Source organism: Streptomyces sp. NPDC002306, assembly GCF_053593435.1.
The window spans coordinates 241627-261951 of record NZ_JBSFCK010000005.1 but is presented as its reverse complement, the minus strand read 5'-3'; the positions used below and the strand labels follow the sequence as shown (position 1 = coordinate 261951).

General features: G+C 71.4%; 18 protein-coding genes and 1 pseudogene. 10 read left to right on the top strand and 9 right to left on the bottom strand.

All coding sequences use genetic code 11. The features are described from left to right. Window positions 1-50: 50 nt before the first annotated feature. Window positions 51-431 (bottom strand): annotated as a pseudogene (locus tag ACWCQK_RS13190) (LuxR C-terminal-related transcriptional regulator); the annotation flags it as partial. A gap of 382 nt (window positions 432-813) precedes the next feature. Here ACWCQK_RS13190 and ACWCQK_RS13185 point away from each other — a divergent pair. Then, the gene (locus tag ACWCQK_RS13185; RefSeq protein WP_451155076.1) at window positions 814-1773 is read left to right on the top strand and encodes a hypothetical protein; all 960 of its coding nucleotides are present in this window, start codon (window positions 814-816) and stop codon (window positions 1771-1773) included. Between the two features lie 30 nt (window positions 1774-1803). Here the strand turns inward: ACWCQK_RS13185 and ACWCQK_RS13180 are convergent, their stop codons facing one another. After that, a complete protein-coding gene (locus ACWCQK_RS13180; RefSeq protein ID WP_451155074.1) occupies window positions 1804-2223 on the bottom strand; it encodes a Rieske (2Fe-2S) protein in 420 nt (139 codons plus the stop codon). Between the two features lie 316 nt (window positions 2224-2539). On the opposite strand from ACWCQK_RS13180, the gene ACWCQK_RS13175 reads away from it, so the two are divergent. Then, window positions 2540-3679 (top strand): LacI family DNA-binding transcriptional regulator, encoded by a 1140-nt coding sequence (locus tag ACWCQK_RS13175; protein ID WP_451155072.1) that lies wholly within the window; start codon window positions 2540-2542, stop codon window positions 3677-3679. After that, the gene (locus ACWCQK_RS13170) at window positions 3676-4587 is read left to right on the top strand and encodes a carbohydrate kinase family protein (RefSeq protein WP_451155070.1); all 912 of its coding nucleotides are present in this window, start codon (window positions 3676-3678) and stop codon (window positions 4585-4587) included. The genes ACWCQK_RS13175 and ACWCQK_RS13170 overlap by 4 nt, the downstream gene beginning before the upstream one ends. Before the next feature lie 84 nt (window positions 4588-4671). Here the strand turns inward: ACWCQK_RS13170 and uvrA are convergent, their stop codons facing one another. Beyond that, window positions 4672-7710: an excinuclease ABC subunit UvrA gene (gene uvrA, locus ACWCQK_RS13165; RefSeq protein ID WP_451155068.1), complete on the bottom strand. Its 3039-nt coding sequence runs from the start codon at window positions 7708-7710 to the stop codon at window positions 4672-4674. 222 nt (window positions 7711-7932) lie between these two features. Here uvrA and ACWCQK_RS13160 point away from each other — a divergent pair, with 222 nt between their 5' ends. The 6 genes from ACWCQK_RS13160 to ACWCQK_RS13135 all read left to right on the top strand — a co-directional run bounded on the left by ACWCQK_RS13160 (window position 7933) and on the right by ACWCQK_RS13135 (window position 12630). Beyond that, entirely contained in the window at window positions 7933-8619 is a 687-nt protein-coding gene (locus tag ACWCQK_RS13160) for a maleylpyruvate isomerase family mycothiol-dependent enzyme (protein ID WP_451155066.1), read from the top strand. A gap of 100 nt (window positions 8620-8719) precedes the next feature. Beyond that, window positions 8720-9373 (top strand): MBL fold metallo-hydrolase, encoded by a 654-nt coding sequence (locus tag ACWCQK_RS13155; RefSeq protein WP_451155064.1) that lies wholly within the window; start codon window positions 8720-8722, stop codon window positions 9371-9373. 90 nt (window positions 9374-9463) lie between these two features. Next, window positions 9464-9622 carry a hypothetical protein gene (locus ACWCQK_RS13150; RefSeq protein WP_451155062.1) on the top strand — a complete coding sequence of 53 codons (159 nt, stop codon included), beginning with the start codon at window positions 9464-9466 and terminating at the stop codon, window positions 9620-9622. Between the two features lie 445 nt (window positions 9623-10067). After that, the gene (locus tag ACWCQK_RS13145) at window positions 10068-10952 is read left to right on the top strand and encodes an ABC transporter substrate-binding protein (protein WP_451155060.1); all 885 of its coding nucleotides are present in this window, start codon (window positions 10068-10070) and stop codon (window positions 10950-10952) included. Further along, window positions 10949-11881: an amino acid ABC transporter permease gene (locus ACWCQK_RS13140; RefSeq protein ID WP_451155058.1), complete on the top strand. Its 933-nt coding sequence runs from the start codon at window positions 10949-10951 to the stop codon at window positions 11879-11881. The genes ACWCQK_RS13145 and ACWCQK_RS13140 overlap by 4 nt, the downstream gene beginning before the upstream one ends. 20 nt (window positions 11882-11901) lie before the next feature. Continuing rightward, entirely contained in the window at window positions 11902-12630 is a 729-nt protein-coding gene (locus ACWCQK_RS13135) for an amino acid ABC transporter ATP-binding protein (protein WP_451155352.1), read from the top strand. Between the two features lie 7 nt (window positions 12631-12637). On the opposite strand, the gene aroQ is transcribed toward ACWCQK_RS13135, so the two are convergent. Further along, window positions 12638-13111 (bottom strand): type II 3-dehydroquinate dehydratase, encoded by a 474-nt coding sequence (gene aroQ, locus ACWCQK_RS13130; protein ID WP_451155056.1) that lies wholly within the window; start codon window positions 13109-13111, stop codon window positions 12638-12640. 147 nt (window positions 13112-13258) lie between these two features. Here aroQ and ACWCQK_RS13125 point away from each other — a divergent pair, with 147 nt between their 5' ends. After that, entirely contained in the window at window positions 13259-14557 is a 1299-nt protein-coding gene (locus tag ACWCQK_RS13125; RefSeq protein WP_451155054.1) for an MFS transporter, read from the top strand. Window positions 14558-14656: 99 nt separating this feature from the next. Here ACWCQK_RS13125 and ACWCQK_RS13120 read toward each other — a convergent pair whose 3' ends face one another. The 5 genes from ACWCQK_RS13120 to ACWCQK_RS13100 form a co-directional block, all read right to left on the bottom strand. Then, window positions 14657-15757, bottom strand: a complete 1101-nt coding sequence (locus tag ACWCQK_RS13120; RefSeq protein ID WP_451155052.1) for a calcium:proton antiporter — start codon at window positions 15755-15757, stop codon at window positions 14657-14659. 80 nt (window positions 15758-15837) lie between these two features. Then, complete coding sequence (locus tag ACWCQK_RS13115; protein ID WP_451155050.1) at window positions 15838-16137, bottom strand: hypothetical protein; 300 nt, start codon at window positions 16135-16137, stop codon at window positions 15838-15840. A gap of 128 nt (window positions 16138-16265) precedes the next feature. Further along, window positions 16266-17267: a TerC family protein gene (locus ACWCQK_RS13110; protein WP_451155048.1), complete on the bottom strand. Its 1002-nt coding sequence runs from the start codon at window positions 17265-17267 to the stop codon at window positions 16266-16268. A gap of 287 nt (window positions 17268-17554) precedes the next feature. Next, window positions 17555-19612, bottom strand: coding sequence for a TerD family protein (locus ACWCQK_RS13105; protein ID WP_451155046.1), 2058 nt, complete (start codon window positions 19610-19612; stop codon window positions 17555-17557). 56 nt (window positions 19613-19668) lie between these two features. Then, window positions 19669-20247 (bottom strand): TerD family protein, encoded by a 579-nt coding sequence (locus ACWCQK_RS13100; RefSeq protein WP_385783563.1) that lies wholly within the window; start codon window positions 20245-20247, stop codon window positions 19669-19671. Between the last annotated feature and the right edge of the window lie 78 nt (window positions 20248-20325).

The window sequence follows — 20325 nt, the reverse complement described above, 5'->3', positions numbered from 1 at the left end:
AGGGGTGACACTCCGACGAGCCTGTGGACAACGCCGGCGCTCCCGCCCTGCCGCGTCTCCAGGAAGGTCGGCACCGCCAGGACCCCGCGGTGGTCGTCGGTGTCCTCCTGGAGCCGGAGTTTGCGGAGGATGCCGCGGACGTGCTTCTCGACGTCACCCTCCGTGACCCACAGGCGGCGGCCGATGCCCGCGTCGGACCGGCCCTCGGCCATCAGGGCGAGAACCTCGCGCTCGCGGGCGCTGAGGTGGGCCGGCGGGTCGTCACGGCGCCGGGTCGAGAACAGTGCCCGGACCAGGGAGGGGTCCACGACACAGCCACCCCTGCCGATCCGGTCCCGCGCCTCGACGAACTCGTCGACGACCGTGATCCTGCTCTTGAGCAGGTGACCGACCCGCTGCCCGCTCGCCGGCAGCTCCGAGGCGTCCTCGACCCGCGCGGGCCGCTGCGATGCGTCCATGGTCCCGGCTCCCCCTGCCCGGCCGGCGATGCGAGGCGTTGCGACGCGACGCGCTTCCTCCACAAGTCGGCGCTGTCGGTGCGCGCGATCAAGGACGTACCGGGCGGCGGGACGACCGGGGCACCGGCGCGGCGGGCGACGTGAACCGTGCGGTGCGGACTCGGCCAGGAGTACGCCGCGGTTGGGCAACAGGTGTTGTCGGGACTTGGTCAACACGCTTCAATGCGGGGGAACTCGGGGCCGTGCACGACGGCGTACGGACGTGAGGATCCCCCCGGCGCCGACGGGGTGGCCCCGAATCACCCCCCGCGAACGGTCTGACCAGCCGTTGTGCCATTCACAGAAAGGCCCCTGCATGCCGCACGCCACACAGCACGCGGACGTCGCCACCGACGTCGCCACCGCGGAACTGGACACGGCCCTGCGCGGCGGCCCCTTCCACGTCGCCCTGCGGGCCGCGATCGCGGCCCGCGGACTGCCGCTGCAACGCGTGCAGCACCATCTCTCTCGCTATGGAGTGAAGGTCGGCGTCACGAGCCTGAGCTACTGGCAGCAGGGCGCCCGCCGCCCGCAGCGCCCCGAGTCGCTGCGCGCCGTCCGTGCCCTGGAGGAGATACTGCAACTCCCGGACGAGTCGTTGATACGGCTGCTCGCCGAGAGCGAGGAAGGGACCTCCGGCGACCGGTCCTCGGCCCGCTCCTACCGCTCGCTCGTCGCGGCCTCCGGCGTCCTGGAACATCTGCTGGCCGAACTGGAATCCCCGCTCGACACCGGGCTGCACATTCTCGGACAGCACGAGCGGGTGCGGATCGGCGCGCGCCGCGAACTCCTCGGGCGCGAGTCGCACCACATCGTGCGCGCGCACCGCGACGGCGTCGACCGCTTCCTGGCCGTCCACCACGGCGACCAGGGGTGCGCACCGGAGCGCATGGCGGTGCACGCCCTGGAGAACTGCCGCACGGGGCGGGTCCGTTGGCACCACGACACCGGCGTGCTGGTCGCCGAGCTGCTCTTCGACACCCGGCTGCGCTCCGGCGAGACGTTCCTGTTCCGCTACGGCGTCGAGGACGGCACGGCCGGCGTCTCCCGCGAGTACGTCCGCGAGTTCGGCATGGCGGGAGGCCAGTACGCCCTGGAGGTCCACTTCGACGAACACGCCCTGCCGGTGGCCTGCCACCGGTTCACCCAGCACTCGGCGGCGGCCCCGCGCAGTGGCCGTCAGCAGCTCGCGCTCAGCCGACGCCACCGTTCGGCGCATCTCGTCGAGCCCCGGGTGCGCTCGGGGGTCGTGGGCATCGGGTGGGACTGGGAGTGAGCGGACGGGCGCGCGCGGCCCGCCCGTCGATCAGGCCTCCGGCCCGGCGACGATCTTGCCGTTCTTGACCGTGACCGGCAGCTCCTTCAGCGGAACGGTGGCCGGGGCGTGCAGCACCGCGCCGGTCAGGGCGTCGAACCGGCTCCCGTGGCACGGGCACACGAGGGTCGTCCCCTCCAGCTTGTTGATGGGGCACAACGCGTGCGTGCAGATCGTGCTGTACGCCTTGAGGGTGCCGTCCTGGCGTCGGCCGACGACGACGTTGTGATCCCGGTAGAGCTTGGCGTTCCCTTTCGCGATCTCGCTCTCGGGGCCGACCTCGACGGGGGCGGTCGGACGGCCGGGCGAGGGCTCCCCGTTCGCACAGGCGGCGAGGCCGATCCCGGCGACGGGCGCGGCGGCCGCCCCTCGCAGAAGGGTGCGGCGGCTCGGGACGGGACGGCCGGACATGACGTTCTCCACGGGTCGGCGGGTGGTACCCGCCGACCCTAGCGGGGTCGGACATTCCGGGTCAGCTCGGGGGAGGTGGTGCGGATTCGTCGGACGTAAACGCTTGCGCAAGCGTTTACGCGGGGCTCCGGATGCGGTACGTTCCGGGGCGCGGGGAGGCCCCCGCCGTCCCGGCCCCGCGCGAACCGGACGGCCACAGACGGCTCGGAACGGCCGGACGGCCGCAGACGGTCCGGAACCGGCCGGACGGCCGGTGACGGCTCGGAACCGGTCAGACGGCCGGTGACGGCTCGGATGGGAAGGCTGGCGAGGCGGAATGCCGACCATGGCCGATGTCGCACGCCGCGCCGGTGTGTCCGTCGCCACCGTCTCGCACGTCCTGAACGACACCCGTCCGGTGCTGCCGCACACCCGCCGGGCCGTCCTGGACGCCGTCGACGAACTCGGCTACACGCCCAACACCCTGGCCCGCTCCCTGGTGACCTCCCGCACCCGGTCCATCGGACTCGCGGTGTCGGCGATCAGCAACCCGTACTTCACGGAGATCCTCCAGGGCGTCGAGGCCGCCGCCCTGGAGCACGGCTACGGCCTGCTCATCGCCGACCCGCACGACGACCCGGAGCACGAGCGCAAGGTCGTCCAGCTGCTGCACGAGCGGCGCGTGGACGGGGTGATCGTCGCGCCGTCCGCACAGCCCGATGAGCTCGTCGCCTACCTCGCCCGCCACCGCGTCCCGGCCGTCCTCCTCGACCGGGCGGTCGACGTCAGTGCGCACACCGCCCCCCGCTTCGACCAGGTGTGCGCGGAGAACGTCGAACCGGTCACCCGGCTGGTCACCCATCTCGCGGAGCTCGGCCACCGCCGGATCGCCCTGGTCGCGGGCCTGCCGGGGCTCAGCACCACCCGCGAGCGGATCGCCGGATACCGCCACGGCCTCGCCGCCGCCGGGCTCCCCCACGACGAACGGCTCGTCGCGTACGGCGACTCCGCGACCGAGGCCGCCGAGCGGGCCACCACGGCCCTGCTCGCCCTCGCCGCACCGCCCACCGCCCTGGTCACCGGCAACAACGCGATGACCATCGGGGCACTGCGCGCCCTGCGCGAGCTCGGCCTGTCCGTGCCCGGGGACATCGCGCTGTGCTGCTTCGACGACTTCGCCTGGACGGATCTGTTCTCGCCCCGGCTCACCGCGATCGCCCAGCCCGGCAAGGAGATGGGCGCCCTGGCGGTACGCGTGCTCCTGGAACGGCTCGCCGCGCCGGACCGTCCCGCCAGGACCGTCCGGCTCCCCTGCTCCTTCGTCCACCGCGCCTCCTGCGGCTGCGCCGACCAGCCGTCCCAGGCCGAGCGCGCCCGGCAGTCCGACTACGCCGAGCACGCCGAGCGGCCCCCGCACAGCGCGCACTCCCAGCAATCCGAGCAGTCCCAGCAATCCGCGAAAGGAATCGACTCGTGATCGTCGTCGCCGGTGAGGCCCTGATCGACCTGGTACCGCAGGGCCCCGGCGCCCTGGCGAACCTGAAGCCCGCGCTGGGCGGAGGCCCCTACAACACCGCCGTGGCCCTCGGCCGCCTCGGTTCCCCCACGGCCTTCTGCTCCCGCACCTCGTACGACGCCTTCGGCGAGGCCCTGCTCGACGGGCTGCGCCGGGCGGATGTGGACGTGTCGGCCGTGCAGCGCGGCACGGAGCCCACCACCCTGGCCGCCGCCACGGTGGATTCGAACGGTTCGGCCGCCTACTCCTTCTACGTCGAGGGCACCGCCGACCGGCTGTTCACGGCGCCGGACCGGCTGCCCGACGGAACCCGTGCGGTGTCCTTCGGCACCTGTTCCCTGGTCCTGGAACCCGGCGCGAGCGCCTACGAGGACCTGATGCGCGTCTCCTTCGCGCAAGGTCTGTTCACCACGCTCGACCCCAACATCCGGCCGGGGCTCATCCCCGACCCGGACGCCTACCGGGCCCGTTTCAGAAGCTGGCTGCCGTCCATCTCGCTCCTCAAGCTCTCCGAGGAGGACGCCGAGTGGCTGGGTGGCACCCCGGGCGAGTGGCTCACGGCCGGGCCGTCGGCCGTCGTGGTCACGCGGGGCGGCGACGGCCTCACCGTCTTCACCCGGGACGGCGGGGTGCACGCGGTGCCCGGTGAGAAGGTCGAGGTCGTCGACACGATCGGCGCGGGAGACACGGTGAACGCGGCCCTGCTGCACGGCCTGTCCGCCCGGGACGCGCTGTCGCCGGAGGCGCTCGCCGCCATGAGCGCCGACGACTGGACCCGCCTGCTACGGTTCGCGGCCCGTGCGGCCGCCCTCACCTGCTCCCGCGCGGGCGCGGAACCGCCGTACGCCTCCGAACTGGGCGGGATGTAGCGCGGCGCCCCACGGAACGTTCCCGTGGGGCGCCGCGTCCTGCCAGGTTCCCCCGGCCTGCCACCGCCGGGTGGCGCGAGCGGGTCAGGCCTTGCGCGCCCTCGCCGTCTTCTTCGCCGGGGCCGCCTTCTTCGTGGCGCCGGCCGCCTTCTTCGTCGTCGCGCTGTCGGCGGCCGTGGCCGTCTTGGCCGTGGCCGTCTTCTTCGCGGTCGACTTGGCCGCGACCGTCTTCCTGGCGGTCGTCCGCCGCGAGGCCTGCGCCGGGACGGCGTCGCTGATCCGGTCGGCGGAGAGGATCTCGCGCAGGAACTTGCCCGTGTGGCTGGTCGCCACCCCGGCGACCTGCTCGGGCGTGCCCTCGGCGATGACGAGACCACCGCCGGCGCCGCCCTCGGGTCCCATGTCGACGACCCAGTCCGCGGTCTTGATCACGTCGAGGTTGTGCTCGATGACGATGACCGTGTTGCCCTTGTCGACCAGGCCGGACAGGACCGTCAGCAGCTTGCTGATGTCCTCGAAGTGCAGACCGGTGGTCGGCTCGTCCAGGACGTACACCGTGCGCCCGGTGGAGCGGCGCTGGAGTTCGCTGGCGAGCTTCACGCGCTGTGCCTCGCCGCCGGACAGGGTGGTGGCGGACTGGCCGAGCCGGACATAGCCGAGGCCGACGTCGTTCAGCGTCCTGAGGTGGCGGGAGATCGACGGCACGGCCTCGAAGAAGTCCATCGCCTCCTCGATCGGCATGTTGAGCACGTCGGCGATGGACTTGCCCTTGTAGTGGACGTCCAGGGTCTCCCGGTTGTACCGGGCGCCGTGGCAGACCTCGCACGGGACGTAGACGTCCGGGAGGAAGTTCATCTCGATCTTGATGGTGCCGTCGCCCGCGCAGTTCTCGCAGCGGCCGCCCTTGACGTTGAAGGAGAAGCGGCCGGGCAGGTAACCGCGGACCTTCGCCTCGGTCGTCTCCGCGAACAGCTTGCGGACGTGGTCGAAGACACCGGTGTACGTCGCCGGGTTCGACCGCGGGGTGCGGCCGATGGGCGACTGGTCGACGTGGACGACCTTGTCGACCAGGTCGTCGCCCTCCACGCGCGTGTGCCGCCCCGGCACGTTTCTCGCGCCGTTGAGCTCGCGGGCGAGGTGCGTGTAGAGGATGTCGTTGACCAGCGTCGACTTGCCGGAGCCGGACACGCCGGTGACCGCGGTGAAGACGCCCAGCGGGAAGGACACGTCGATGTCCTGGAGGTTGTTCTCGCGGGCGCCGTGCACCGTGAGCTGCCGGGACGGGTCGAGCGGACGCCTGATGTCGGGCAGCGGGATGGACTTCTTCCCGGACAGGTACTGCCCGGTCTGCGACTCGGTGTTGGCGAGCAGCTCCTTAAGGGAGCCGCTGTGCACGACCTTGCCGCCGTGTTCGCCCGCGCCGGGGCCGATGTCGACGATCCAGTCGGCGACCTTGATGGTGTCCTCGTCGTGCTCGACGACGATGAGCGTGTTGCCCATGTCACGCAGCCGGACCAGGGTCTCGATCAGCCGGTGGTTGTCCCGCTGGTGCAGGCCGATGGACGGCTCGTCGAGCACGTACAGGACGCCGACGAGTCCGGAGCCGATCTGGGTGGCCAGCCGGATGCGCTGGGCCTCGCCGCCGGACAGGGTGCCGGCCGCGCGGTTCAGGGAGAGGTAGTCCAGGCCGACGTCGACCAGGAAGCGCAGTCGTTCGTTGACCTCCTTCAGCACGCGCTCGGCGATCTTCTTGTCGCGCGCGTTGAGCTTCATTTCACCGAGGAAGTCGGCGCAGTCGCTGATGGACATCGCCGCGACCTCGGCGATCGACTTCTCCATGATCGTGACCGCGAGGACGATCGGCTTCAGGCGCGTGCCCTGACAGGTGGGGCAGGGCACCTCGCGCATGTAGCCCTCGAAGCGCTCGCGGCTCGCGTCGCTCTCGGCCTCGCTGTGCCGGCGCTTCACGAAGGGGACGGCGCCCTCGAACGGGGTCGTGTACACGCGCTCGCGTCCGTACCGGTTGCGGTAGCGGACCTCGATCTGCGTCTTGTGGCCGTGCAGCAGGGCCTTCTTGGCGCGCTGCGGCAGGCCCGCGAACGGGATGTCCGTGCGGAAGCCGAGCGCGTCCGCGAGGGCCCCGATCAGACGGCTGAAGTAGTCCTTGGTGTGCCCGTGCGACCAGGGGTGGATCGCGCCCTCGTCGAGGGACTTGTCCTCGTCCGGGACGATCAGTTCGGGGTCGACCTCCATGCGCGTGCCGATGCCGGTGCACTCGGGGCAGGCGCCGAAGGGCGAGTTGAAGGAGAAGGAGCGGGGCTCCAGCTCCTCGAAGGACAGGTCGTCGTACGGGCAGTACAGGTGCTCCGAGTACATGCGCTCGCGCTCGGGGTCGTCCTCGGGGAGGTCGACGAAGTCGAGCACGACCATGCCGCCGGCCAGGCCGAGGGCGGTCTCCACCGAGTCGGTGAGGCGGCGCTTGGCGGACTCCTTCACCGTGAGGCGGTCGATGACCACCTCGATGGTGTGCTTCTCCTGCTTCTTCAGCGTCGGCGGCTCGGAGAGCTGGATGGTCTCGCCGTCCACGCGCGCGCGGCTGTAGCCCTTGGTCTGGAGATCGGCGAAGAGGTCGACGAACTCGCCCTTGCGCTCGCGCACCAGCGGCGACAGCACCTGGAAGCGGCTCCCCTCCGGCAGCTCCAGGACCCTGTCGACGATGGCCTGCGGCGACTGGCGCGAGATCGGCCGGCCGCACTGCGGGCAGTGCGGCTTGCCGATGCGCGCGAAGAGCAGCCGGAGGTAGTCGTAGACCTCGGTGATCGTGCCGACCGTCGAGCGCGGGTTGCGCGAGGTCGACTTCTGGTCGATGGAGACCGCCGGGGACAGACCTTCGATGAAGTCGACGTCCGGCTTGTCCATCTGGCCGAGGAACTGCCGGGCGTACGAGGACAACGACTCCACGTAACGGCGCTGGCCCTCGGCGAAGATCGTGTCGAAGGCCAGCGAGGACTTGCCCGACCCCGACAGGCCCGTGAAGACGATGAGCGAGTCACGTGGCAGGTCGAGCGAGACATTCTTCAGGTTGTGCTCGCGCGCGCCACGGACGATGAGACGGTCGGCCACGCCGGTCCGCACCTTTCTTGAGAGAAGTGACAGGGGCGGGGCCCCCGTCTTTCTCAGACTAGGGGGAGCCACTGACAACGCCGGTCGGATTCCCGGTCGCATAACAATCCCCGACCATCCAGCATGCCCGACGCCGCACCCGACCATATAGCACGTGCATTCGAATTACGGGTCCGGTCCGCCCGCTTCACCCGAAGGAGTGGCGAGGTTAGGGTCGGCGTCATGATGGATCACGCACGTGACCTGGTGTCTGTACGCGACGCGACCGACCGGCTGCTCGCCGCAGCCGCCGCACTGGACAACGCGGCCGTGGCCGAGTCGTCACGGCTGCCCGGCTGGAGTCGTGGCCATGTTCTCGCGCACCTCGCCCGTAACGCGGACGCGCTCGTGAACGTCCTCGAAGGCCGCCCCATGTACGCCTCGGCCGTCGCCCGGGACGCGGACATCGAGCGGGGCGCCCCCCGCGGCCTCGACGCCCAGCTCGCCGACCTGCGCGACAGCGAGGCCCGTTTCCAGGCGACGGGTGCCGCGCCCGCGGACTGGTCACGCACGGTGGAGCTGCGCAACGGTGTCACCGACGCGGCGGCCCGGGTGCCCTTCCGGCGATGGGCCGAGATCGAACTGCACCACGTGGACCTCGGGATCGGGTACGAGCTGGACGACCTGCCGGCGGAGTTCACCCAGCGGGAGATCGACTTCCTGGCCGCGCGCTTCGACGGGCACCCCGACGTGGCCTCCACCCGGCTCGGCGACGGCACGCGCGCGTGGAGCACCGGCCGGAGGTCCGCCGAGCCCGAGGTCACCGTCACCGGGTCGCCCGCCGACCTGCTCGGCTGGCTCGCGGGACGGGGGGCCGGGTCCCGGCTGACGGTGACGGGCGGCGCGCTGCCGAAGCTCCCCGCGCTGTAGGACGTCCCGGTGGCCCCTGGAGGACCGCCGCGGGGCGTGGGCGGTCCGCTGTCGGCCATCGGCGGCCCTCGGGCCGTTCCCCGGCGCTAGGCTGATCGTCATGACGTACAGCGGACAGGTGACGGTCGGCGGCCCGGCGGACGTGCACGAGCTCAAGGACCTGATGATCACCAAGATCGCGGTCGGCCCGATGGACAACAACGCCTATCTGCTGCGCTGTCGGGCCACCGACGAGCAGTTGCTGATCGACGCGGCCAACGACGCGGACACCCTGCTCGGCATGATCGGCGACGACGGCATCGCGTCCGTCGTCACCACCCATCAGCACGGCGACCACTGGCAGGCGCTCGCCGCGGTCGTCGCCGCCACCGGCGCCCGGACCCACGCCGGCCGGGAGGACGCCGAGGGCATCCCGGTACCGACCGACGTGCCGGTCGACGACGGCGACGTCATCCGGGTGGGACAGGTACGGCTGACCGCGCGCCATCTGGTCGGGCACACGCCGGGTTCGATCGCGCTCGTCTACGACGACCCGCACGGTCACCCGCACGTGTTCACCGGGGACTGTCTCTTCCCGGGCGGTCCTGGTCGGACGACACGTCCGGAGGAGTTCAACTCCCTGATGGGCGGCCTGGAGACCAAGCTGTTCGACGTCCTGCCCGACGAGACGTGGGTCTACCCCGGCCACGGCGACGACACCACCCTCGGCACAGAGCGACCCCACCTCGCGCAGTGGCGGGCACGAGGCTGGTGACCGTCCGACGACCCGTTCGCCACGCTGCCGGTCCGACTCCGCGACGACATCGGCGCGTCCACCGTGCCGGTACGGGTCACCGTGACGTCCGTGAAAAGCGGTGACAGGGTCGTCGAGGACAGCACCCGGGCCGAACTGACGGAGCAGCACCCCAACGGCACGACGTGCCCGCCCACCACGTGGACGGCGACGTTCCGCGCCCACCCCGACAAGGGCCTCACCTCACCCGTGGGCCTGGAACTCCAGTAGTGATCCCCCTACGCGAGCGGCCGCCCCCGCGCGCGTGCCACTCCGGCGGATGCGGCCGCTCGGCGCCGGTGGTGAACCCTCGGTACACGACAGGCGCGCGGCGCTGAACGCGCGCCCCGTGTGAAGCGCGTGCACGCACCGGCGTCCTGTGCGCGCTCCCGGCCGACACGCTCTGGGGGTCAACTGGAAGCAGCCCCGCCCAGGATGACGGCTCCTGCGCGGTACGGGCCGCCGGCCTCCTGTTCCCCGCCCTCGGCCGGCGGCCCTGGCACAGCCCGGACGCTCGCCCACGCACCCACACACCCACACACCCACACACCCACACACCCACACGATGGCGTGCCGGCGCGGCGCATGTTCACACGCGTGCAACACCCGTTCCCACCATGCGGACATCCGCGGTCGCGACATCGACAAACGCGGCTTCCGCTGCCAATCTCCCGCCATGCACCCTGCCGCTCGTGTTCTGCGCCGCGCCGTCGCCGGCGCCACCGTAGCCCTGCTCGCCACCGCCGTCGGCTGTGCGCCACAGCCGGAGGAGAACGCGGCCGCCAAGCCATCCGGTTCGCACGCGCGCGGCTGCGCGAAGGGCGGACTGGCCACCAAGACGCCGGGCAAGCTGACCATCGCCACCGACGAACCCGCGTACGAGCCATGGTTCAAGGACGACAAGCCCGCCGGCGGCGAGGGCTTCGAGTCGGCGGTCGCGTACGCCGTGGCCGAGCGGCTCGGCTACGACAGCGGCGCCGTCGTGTGGCAGAGCGTCCCCTTCAACAAGGCGTTCGCGCCCGGGGAGAAGACCTTCGACCTCGACATCAACCAGGTGTCCATCAGCGCCGAGCGCGCGAAGGCCGTGGACTTCTCCTCCGGCTACTACGACGTGCGTCAGGCCGTCATCGCGCTGAAGGGCTCCAAGGCCGCGAAGGCCACGAGCATCGCGGACCTGAAGGACGTGAAGCTGGGCGCCCAGGTCGGTACCACCAGCCTCGACTACATCGACGACGTGGTGAAGCCCACCCGGGCCGCCGCCGTGTACGCCAAGAACGACCAGGCCAAGTCGGCGCTGAAGAACGGTCAGGTCGACGCCGTCGTCACCGACCTGCCGACGGCCTTCTACATCACGGCGGCCGAGGTGACCGACGCGAGGATCGTCGGCCAGTTCGAGAACCGGACCGGCACGCCGGAGCAGTTCGGGCTCGTGCTCGACAAGGGCAGCGCGCTCACCTCCTGCGTGACGGGAGCCGTGGACGCCCTGCGCGAGGACGGCACGCTCGCGAAGCTGGAGCAGCGGTGGCTCTCGGACGCCGTCGACGCCCCGGTCCTCAAGTGACGCTCACGAAGGACGAGTCCGGCCAGGAGGACGCGGACGACGGGGCCGGCGCCGCCCCGGGGAGCGCGCCGGGGACGGGCGACGCGTACACCCCGTCTCCGCGACGCCTGGAACGCGAGCGCCACCACCGGGTCCGGGCGCGCCGCGCCACGGCGGTCGCGGCGCTCTCGACCCTGGTCACCGGTGCCGTCCTCTACCTGATCGTGGTCGGCGCGCCGGGCTGGCCGCGCACCAAGGAGACGTTCTTCGACGGGCGGTACGCGCGCGAGGCTCTCCCCAAGGTGCTCGACGGGCTGTGGCTGAACGTCCGGCTGCTGCTGGTCTGCGGCGCCGCCGTACTGGTCCTGGGGATGCTCATCGCCGTCGCCCGGACGCTGCGCGGCCCGGTGTTCTTCCCGCTGCGGGTCCTGGCGGCCGCGTACACCGACTTCTTCCGCGGACTCCCCCTCATCATCAATCTGATGATCGTGGTCCTGGGCGTGCCCGCGCTGCGGCTGCAAGGGGTGACGGTCGATCCGATCCTGCTGGGCGGCACGGCGCTCACGCTGACGTACTCCGCCTACGTCGCCGAGGTGTTCCGCGCCGGCATCGAGTCCGTGCACCCCTCGCAGCGCGCCGCGGCCCGCTCGCTCGGCCTGAGCAACCGTCAGGCGCTGCGGTACGTGATCCTGCCGCAGGCGGTACGCCGTCAGGTGCCGCCGCTGCTCAACGACCTGGTGTCGCTCCAGAAGGACACCGGCCTCGTGTCGATCGGCGGCGCGGTCGACGCCGTACGGGCCGCGGACATCATCGTGGGCCGCAGCCTCAACTACACGCCCTACGTCGTCGCGGGCCTGGTGTTCGTGGCGCTGACGATTCCGATGACCCGTCTCACGGACTGGGTGACGGCCAGGATGGACCGTCAGCGGGCCCAGGGAGGATCCTTGTGAGCGACGTTCCGGTGCTGCGGATGGAGTCCGTCCGCAAGACCTTCGGCGGCTCCGTCGTCCTGCGGGACGTCGACCTCGCGGTCGCCCCGCACACGGTGACCGCGCTGATCGGCGCCTCCGGCTCCGGCAAGTCCACCCTGCTGCGGTGCGCGAACCTCCTGGAGGACGTCGACGACGGCGCGATCTGGCTGGACGGCGAGGAGATCACCGATCCGCGCGTGGACCGGGACGCGGTACGCCGCCGTATCGGCGTGGTCTTCCAGGCGTACAACCTGTTCCCGCACATGACGGTGTCGCAGAACATCACGCTCGCCCCGCGCCGGGTGCACGGCGTCTCCCGCGCGCGGGCCGAGGAGCGGGCCGGGGAACTGCTGGAGCGGCTCGGGCTCGCGGACCGGGCCGGGGACTACCCCGACCGGCTGAGCGGCGGCCAGCAGCAGCGGGTGGCGATCGCGCGCGCCCTGGCCGTACGCCCCCGGCTGCTGCTCCTCGACGAGGTCACCGCCGCCCTGGATCCCGAACTCGTGGGCGAGGTCCTCGACGTCGTCCGCGATCTGAAGGACGACGGCATGACCATGGTGCTCGCCACCCACGAGATGGGCTTCGCCCGCGAGGTCGCGGACCAGGTCTGTTTCCTGGACGGAGGCGTGGTGCTGGAACGCGGCACCCCCGAGCGGCTCTTCGGCGACCCGCAGCAGGAGCGCACCAGACGCTTCCTGCGGCGGATCGTGGAGGCGGGCCGCCTGTAGCGGCGGGTTACGCGTCGGCCCGCACCGGCCCGGCCAGCGCGGCGACCCGCTCCACCGCGAACACGTACCCCTGCACCCCGCACCCCGCGATGACACCGTCGGCGCGCAGCGAGACGTAGGAGTGGTGCCGGAACGACTCGCGCCGGTGGATGTTGGAGATGTGGACCTCCAGCACCGGCAGGCCGTCGCAGGCGTTGAGCGCGTCGAGGATCGCGACGGAGGTGTGCGAGTAGGCGCCCGGGTTGATGACGATGCCGCAGTGGTTCAGGCGGGCCTCGTGGATCCAGTCGACCAGTTCGCCCTCGTGGTTGGACTGCCGGAAGTCCACCGTGCCGCCGTGCGCGGCAGCCGCCTTGACGCACAGGGCTTCGACGTCGGCGAGCGTGTCGGAGCCGTAGATCTCCGGCTGGCGCTGCCCCAGGAGGTTCAGGTTGGGTCCGTTGAGGATCATGATCGGGGCGTTGGCCAGGGTGCGGGGCACGGTTCCTCCGGTCCGTTCGAGCGGTGCGTCCACCAGGGCGGCCCCTCGGGAACGCCGTTCGCCCCCGGTCTATCACGATGCCCCTGTCCCCGGCCGCGCTCCCGCGCGCCCCCGTAACCCATGGTCACCGTGGGTAGTTGACGCGGCATGCGCGATGTACACACCGTAAGAAAGCCGGGCATGCTGCGGCTCGCGACCGCCTCGCTCGCCGGAACGGCCATCGAGTTCTACGACTTCTTCGTCTACGGGACCGCCGCGGCGCTGGTCCTGGGGCCCCTGTTCTTCCCCACGTTCTCTCCGTTGGCGGGGACGCTGGCCGCCTTCGGCACGTTCGGCGTGGGTTTTGTGGCGCGACCGCTGGGCTCGGTGCTGTTCGGGCACATCGGGGACCGGCGCGGACGGCGGCCGGTGCTCGTCGCGTCCCTGCTGCTGACCGGCGCCTCGACGGTCGCGGTCGGCTGCGTCCCGTCGTACGACACGATCGGCGTGGCCGCTCCCGTACTGCTCCTCGTCCTGCGGTTTCTGCAAGGGCTGGGGCTCGGCGGGGAGTGGGGCGGGGCGGTGCTGCTCACCGCGGAACACGCGCCGGCGGAACGGCGCGGGCTGTGGGCCGGCTTCCCGCAGATCGGGCCCGCGGTGGGTTTCGTGCTGGCCAACGGCGTGATGCTGGTCCTGTCGGCGACGCTGTCCGACGCGCAGTTCGCCCAGTGGGGGTGGCGGGTGCCGTTCTGGGCGGCCGGGCTGCTGGCCGTCGCGGGGCTGTGGCTTCGCTCGTCGCTCACCGAGAGTCCCCGTTTCCTGGAGATCGACGACCCCGCGCGGATGCCGCTCGCCGAGGTCACGCGCGACCACTGGCGGCTGGTGCTGCTCACGGCGGGCGCGCTCGCGGCCGGATACGCGATCTTCTACGCCGTGACGACCTGGTCCCTCGCCTTCGCGACGGAACGGCTCGGGGTGGACCGCACGGTCATGCTCGCCTGCATCATGGCGGCGGTGGTGGTGAAGGGCTCGCTGACGCCGCTGGCGGCGATGCTGGGCGACCGCTTCGGGCGGCGGCCGATGTGCCTGGCCGGGTGCGCGGGCTCGGTCCTGTGGATGTTCCCGATGGTGGCGCTCCTGTCCACCGGCGAGCCGCTGCTGATGTTCCTCGGCTTCCTGGGCGCGCTGATCGCGTTCATCACGATGTTCGCCGTGATCGCCGCCTATCTGCCGGAACTGTACGAGCCGCGGGTGCGCTGCACCGGCGCCGCGGTCGGCTACAACCTCGGCGGCGTCCTCGGCGGCGCGCTGACCCCGATCGTGGCGACGGCGCTCGCCGAACACGGCGGGCGCGTCCCGTGGGCCGTCGGCGCCTATCTGACGGCCGTCTCGCTGCTCAGCCTCGTCTGCTTCGCCCTGCTGCCGGAGACCCGTCCGGTACGGGTGCCCGCGCCGGCTCCGGTCTGACACCGACCGCCGGTCCCGGGGCAGGCACGGGGTCCGGCAGGGAACGGCTGTCGGCCGCGGGCGCCCCGGGAAGCCGGCGCCGGTCAGGGGTTGATCGCCTCAGGGGTTGATCGCCAGTTCCAGGTAGGCGGCGAACAGCACCAGGTGCACGCCGCCCTGGAGTGGTGTGGCCCGGCCCGGCACCACGGTCAGCGAGCTCACCACCACGGTCAGGGCGAGCAGCACCATATGGGTGGAGCCGAGGCCGAGGACGAGCGGTCCGGAGAGCCAGATGGACGCGAGGGCGACCGCGGGGATGGTCAGACCGATGCTGGCCATCGCGGAGCCGAGGGCGAGATTGAGGCTGGTCTGCACCCGGTCGCGGCGGGCGGACCGCAGCGCGGCGATGGTCTCGGGGAGCAGCACCAGCAGTGCGATGATCACGCCGACCACGGCCTGGTGCAGTCCGGCGGCCTGCACGCCCGACTCGATCGTCGGCGACACCCCCTTGGCGAGGCCCACGACCCCGATCAGGGCGAGGCCCAGCAGTCCGAGGCTGAGCTGCGCGTCGCGGCGGGACGGCGCCTCGGCGTGGTCGTCCGCGGTGATCACTCCGCCCTGCCGGGCGATCGGCAGGAAGTAGTCGCGGTGCCGCACGGTCTGGGTCGCCACGAACAGGCCGTACAGGATCAGTGAGGAGACCGCGGCAAAGGTGAGCTGTACGGAGGAGAACTCGGGGCCCGGCTTGCTGGTGGTGAACGTGGGCAGCACCAGGCTGAGCGTGGCCAGTGTCGCGACCGTCGCGAGGGCGGCGCCGGTTCCCTCGGGGTTGAAGATCGCCGTGCCGTGGCGCAGCGAGGCGACGAGGAGGCTCAGTCCGACGATGCCGTTGCAGGTGATCATCACGGCCGCGAAGACCGTGTCCCTGGCGAGCGACGCGCTCTTGTCCCCGCCGTCGGCCATGAGGGTGACGATCAGGGCGACCTCGATGATCGTGACGGCGACGGCGAGCACCAGGGAGCCGAAGGGTTCGCCCACCCGGTGCGCGACCATCTCGGCGTGGTGCACGGCGGCCAGTACGGCGCCGGCCAGGACCACGGTGACCAGGGCGACCATCACGCCGGGCAGGTCGCGCCCCCAGGTGAGGACGAGCAGGACGATCGCGATCACCGGCACGAGCGACGTCCACTGCGTGGTGAGCGACCTGAGCCGAGCGATCATGGAGCGATCGTCGCAGAGGCGTTCGTCGTCCGCATTTTGCGGCTCCTGGATCAGGATCGCCGCCACCGGAACTCGTTCGTCTAGAAATCCGTGCTCTCCACCACGTCACAGTCGGTGAAGGACGGTGGCCGGGTGCACAGGCCCGCCAGCTGCTCGGCGAACTTGCCCGTCTCGGGGTCGTCGCTGTTGCTCATGGCCTCCTCGTGCGAGTCGAACTCGATCACCACGAGATAGCGGTTCGGCTGGTTCCTGTCCTGGAGGACGAGACGATGTGTGGGGCCGCCGTCGCGGTCGGCGAGGCGCTGGTCCGCGTCCTCGGCCAGCGCGCGCATCTCGTCGATGCGGTCGGTCTCGAAGTCGACGATCTGTACGAACTTCATGAGTGCCTCCACCCGGCGGGGTGCCCCCGGCCGGGGGCACGCTCAGCACCCAACGAAGCACCGGGAGCGGGTGGCGGCAATCAGCCGCGCACCCCTCCCCGTGGTGGTTGTTCCTACGCCTGACGTGGTCAGACGTCGATGCTGTCCTTCGGAGCGCCTTCGCCACCGCTGCGCGCCGTCTCGGCCGCCGTCTGCTTCCGTGAGGCGCGCAGACTGGTGATCGTGGTGACGATCAGGACGGAGCAGATCACGCCGAGCGAGACCGGGATGCTGATCTCCGGGACGTGCACCCCGGACTCGTGCAGCGCGTGCAGCACCAGCTTGACGCCGATGAAGCCCAGGATGATCGACAGGCCGTAGGAGAGGTGGACCAGCTTCCTCAGCAGGCCGCCGATGAGGAAGTACAGCTGCCTGAGGCCCATGAGCGCGAACGCGTTGGCCGTGAAGACGATGTAGGGGTCCTGGGTCAGGCCGAAGATCGCCGGGATGGAGTCGAGGGCGAACAGCACGTCCGTCGTACCGATCGCGAGCATCACGACCAGCATCGGGGTCATGACCCGCTTGCCGTTCTGCTGGATCCACAGCTTGGTGCCGTGGTAGCGGTCGGCCACGCCGAAGCGACGTTCGGCCGCCTTGAGCAGCTTGTTCTCCTCGAACTCCTCGTCGTCGTGGTCGGCGCGGGCCTCCTTGATCAGCTTCCAGGCGGTCCAGATCAGGAAGGCACCGAAGATGTAGAACACCCAGGTGAAGTTGGCGAGGATCGCGGCGCCCGCGGCGATGAAGACGGCCCGCAGGACCAGGGCTATGAGCACGCCGACGAGGAGTACCCGCTGCTGGTACTGCGTGGGTACCGCGAACTTCGCCATGATCAGGACGAAGACGAAGAGGTTGTCGACGCTCAGCGACTTCTCGGTGATGAAGCCCGCGAAGAACTCTCCGGCGGGCTGGCCGCCACCGAAGAGGAAGAGACCGAGGCCGAAGAGCCCGGCGAGGGCGATCCAGACGATCGTCCAGATGCCCGCCTCCTTGATGGACACGTCGTGCGGTTTGCGGCCGATGAAGAAGTCGACCGCGATCAGGGCGGCAAGGCCCGCGATGGTCAGGACCCACAGGGTCAGGGAAACATCCACTGCGCCTCCGGCAGTACGTAACGGCAAGTAGTCAGCGTCGTCGCGCTGCCGGAGGTCTCTTCCACCCCGGACCCGGCGCTCGGAGCGCCTGTGCAGCCACACGGGCCGACGCCCCGGGATCTGGCCAGATCCGTATTGACGGGTACGCCGCAGCAGATAGGGAGTACTCCCCTCCGTACGGAAAACAGTACCCCAATCACCAAGGAAAGGTAAAGCGCTAGGCAAAAGAAGGCTCAAATATGCAGGTCAGAGCACTTTACATACGCTTGACGTAAGCGCGGAAGCGGCTATCCGTGCCGCCCGTGACGGGCCGCCGCCACCTGTGTGAGCACGCTCTGGAGGACCTGGCTGCCGGACGGTACGAGCGAGGGCTCGTACGTCCAGGCATGCCCGACCCACGGGTCGGCGAGGTGGTCGTCCGGCAACGGGGTCAGCCGCAGCAGCGAGCGCCACAGCGGGTCCAGCAACGGACCGTAACCGGCGGCGTCCTCGCGGTCGGCCACCATCATCAGGTGGACGCCGACGGCCGGGCCCTCGTCGGCGAGATAGCGCAGCTGGGTCACGGCGCGGTCGTCGAAACCGTGCGGGAAGTCGTTCACGACGAGCAGTTGCTGCGAGGGGTCGAAGCCCGGCGGCAGCGAGTCGGCGGCGCCGGCGCGCACCGCCATCTGTACCAGGTCCACACGCTGGGTGAGCCGGCCCAGGACGTCCGCCACACCCGCGGCGCCGACGGCGGGCGGGGTGGCGAGCACACCGCTGCGCACCAGCGGCGCGAGCGGGCGGGCCGCCGAACCCGCCGCGTCGATCACGTGGACGGTGAACTCGCCCGCCGGGTGCACGGCGAGCAGCCGGGCGGCGTGCGCCACCGCTGTCTCCATCGCGAGGTGCCGCAGGTCGTGAGCGTCGGCGAACGAACCGTCGGACGATCCGGCCTGTCCGCTGTCGATCCACAGACCGCGCTCCAACGGCAGCCTGACCAGCATCGGGATGCGCAGCTGAGACGCCTCGGGGAGGTGGAGGTCGCCGATGCGGACCGCCATGGGCATCTCCATCGGCACCCGGTAGCCGTGCCAGACGGGGCTGCCCCAGCCCGCGTACGCGGGTGGCAGCGCGGGCTCGACGACCTCGGCCTCGGCGCTGAGCTGGGCGAGATCCCGGTCCAGGGCCTGCGTGGCCTGGTCGACGAGCAGGCTGTACTTGGCGTGGGCCGCCTCCCGCGCGGCGTCGCCCTGTCCGCCGATCCGGCTGCGCGGGTCGGACAGCACCTGGTCGAGCTCCTTGTCCCGGCGGGAGTCGGCGAAGTCGACGGCACTGCGATAGGCGGCCGTGGTGCGGGCGAGGTCCTCGAACATGCCCCACACCTGGTTGTAGAGCCGCTCGTCCATGGACCAGCCGGTGGCGTCGCCCGCGACCGGCCGCGCTGGCTGCCCGGGCGCGGCCGGGGGCGCGGAGGGCGGGGGCGTCGGAGCGGAGTTCTGCCGACGGGGATGGCTGTAGTCGATCGGACCGGTCGCGCCGGTGGGCGCGGAGGGCGCCGTGACGGCGGAGGGATCGGCCGCGGCGGCGGAGGGCGTGAGGGCGTCGGCCGACGTGGGGCCGCCCGGATAGGCGGGCTGTCCCGGTACGCCGGGCGGATGCAGGGCGTACGGGTCCTGGGGCACCGGCGTGGGCTGCGACGGTACGGGACCGGTGGCGCCCTGGGTCGCCGTGCCGCCGTGTTCCGGGCCACGGGCGGCGGGCTGCCGGGAGCGGTCGCCGTCCACCGCGCGCGGCGAGGGCGCCTGGACCGAGCGGGCCAGTCCCTCGGCCACCGCCTCCTGGACACCGGCCGCGAGAGGCCGGGCCTCGGGCAGGCCTTGGTCGGTGAGGAGTTCGGCGAGGCCGCCCGCGTATCCCTGGCCGACGGCGCGCACCTTCCAGGCGCCCTGTCTGCGGTAGAGCTCCAGGGCGACGACGGCTGTCTCGGCGTCCAGGCCGGTGATGGTGTAACTGGCGACCTCGGTGCCGTCCAGTCCCGTGACGGCGACGAACGGCGCCGCGACCACGCCGAAGCGGGCCGGGCCGATGCCGTCGGGCAGGGCGAGCAGCACGCTGAGGCGGTGCACGGTCTCCGGCATGGCGGCCAGGTCCACCGCGAGGCGGTGGTCGGCGGCCGCCTGACGGGAGACCTCCAGACCGGGCAGGGCGGGGGCGCCCGGGTGGGCGACCCACTCGGCGCCGTGGATCCTGCCCTGCTCGTCGCCGAGCGTGGCGGCGGCCACGACGGGCGTGCCCGCCGACACTCGGATCTCCAGACGGACCTGGGAGAGCGGGTGGTTCTGCCCCCGCACCAGCTCGGCCGTCATCGCCTTCGCCCCCTGCTGTCGCCGTGTCGTGTCCTGTGCCGCCAGCGCCGGTCGTCCTACAGCAGCGGCAGGATCGCCGGCATCAGGTCCTGGAAGGTGCGGCCGTTGGCCGGGGTACCGAGGGCCGTCATCGACCAGCCGGAGCCGGACCGGTGCACCTTGGCCATGACCTGGGCGGTGTAGGAGCCGCCGCCGGCCAGCGTGTAGCGGGCGAGTTCCTGGCCGTTGGTCTCGTCGACCAGACGGCAGAACGCGTTCTGCACTTCCTGGAAGGTCTGGCCCGTGAAGGAGTTCACGGTGAAGACGATCTGGTCGATGTGGACCGGGACGCGCTGAAGGTCGACGAGCACGGCCTCGTCGTCGCCACCCTGGCCGACACCGCCGACGAGGTTGTCGCCGGTGTGGCGCACCGAGCCGTCGTCGCTGACCAGGTGGCGGAAGAACACGACGTCGACGGGCTGCTTGTCCGCGAACAGGACGGCGGAGGCGTCGAGGTCGATCTCCCGGGTGCGCGAACCGAACAGGCCGCGCCGGGGTGCCGCCTGCCAGCCGAGACCCATACGGACCGCGGTCAGGCTGCCCCCGTCGTTCTTCTGCAGACTGATGGCCTGACCCTTGGTCATGTTGACGGTCACGGCTTCTTCCCCTCTCGAACTGTCCCCTGTTGCCGCGGATTCCGCGGGTAGTCCAGAACCCTACGCAGAGGCACCTAC

Coding starts and splice junctions, on each gene's coding strand:
- ACWCQK_RS13185 (WP_451155076.1), top strand. CDS start 814: ATGCCGCACGCCACACAGCACGCGGACGTCGCCACCGACGTCGCCACC.
- ACWCQK_RS13180 (WP_451155074.1), bottom strand. CDS start 2,223: ATGTCCGGCCGTCCCGTCCCGAGCCGCCGCACCCTTCTGCGAGGGGCG.
- ACWCQK_RS13175 (WP_451155072.1), top strand. CDS start 2,540: ATGCCGACCATGGCCGATGTCGCACGCCGCGCCGGTGTGTCCGTCGCC.
- ACWCQK_RS13160 (WP_451155066.1), top strand. CDS start 7,933: ATGATGGATCACGCACGTGACCTGGTGTCTGTACGCGACGCGACCGAC.
- ACWCQK_RS13155 (WP_451155064.1), top strand. CDS start 8,720: ATGACGTACAGCGGACAGGTGACGGTCGGCGGCCCGGCGGACGTGCAC.
- ACWCQK_RS13145 (WP_451155060.1), top strand. CDS start 10,068: ATGCACCCTGCCGCTCGTGTTCTGCGCCGCGCCGTCGCCGGCGCCACC.
- ACWCQK_RS13135 (WP_451155352.1), top strand. CDS start 11,902: ATGGAGTCCGTCCGCAAGACCTTCGGCGGCTCCGTCGTCCTGCGGGAC.
- ACWCQK_RS13125 (WP_451155054.1), top strand. CDS start 13,259: ATGCGCGATGTACACACCGTAAGAAAGCCGGGCATGCTGCGGCTCGCG.
- ACWCQK_RS13120 (WP_451155052.1), bottom strand. CDS start 15,757: ATGATCGCTCGGCTCAGGTCGCTCACCACGCAGTGGACGTCGCTCGTG.
- ACWCQK_RS13115 (WP_451155050.1), bottom strand. CDS start 16,137: ATGAAGTTCGTACAGATCGTCGACTTCGAGACCGACCGCATCGACGAG.
- ACWCQK_RS13105 (WP_451155046.1), bottom strand. CDS start 19,612: ATGACGGCCGAGCTGGTGCGGGGGCAGAACCACCCGCTCTCCCAGGTC.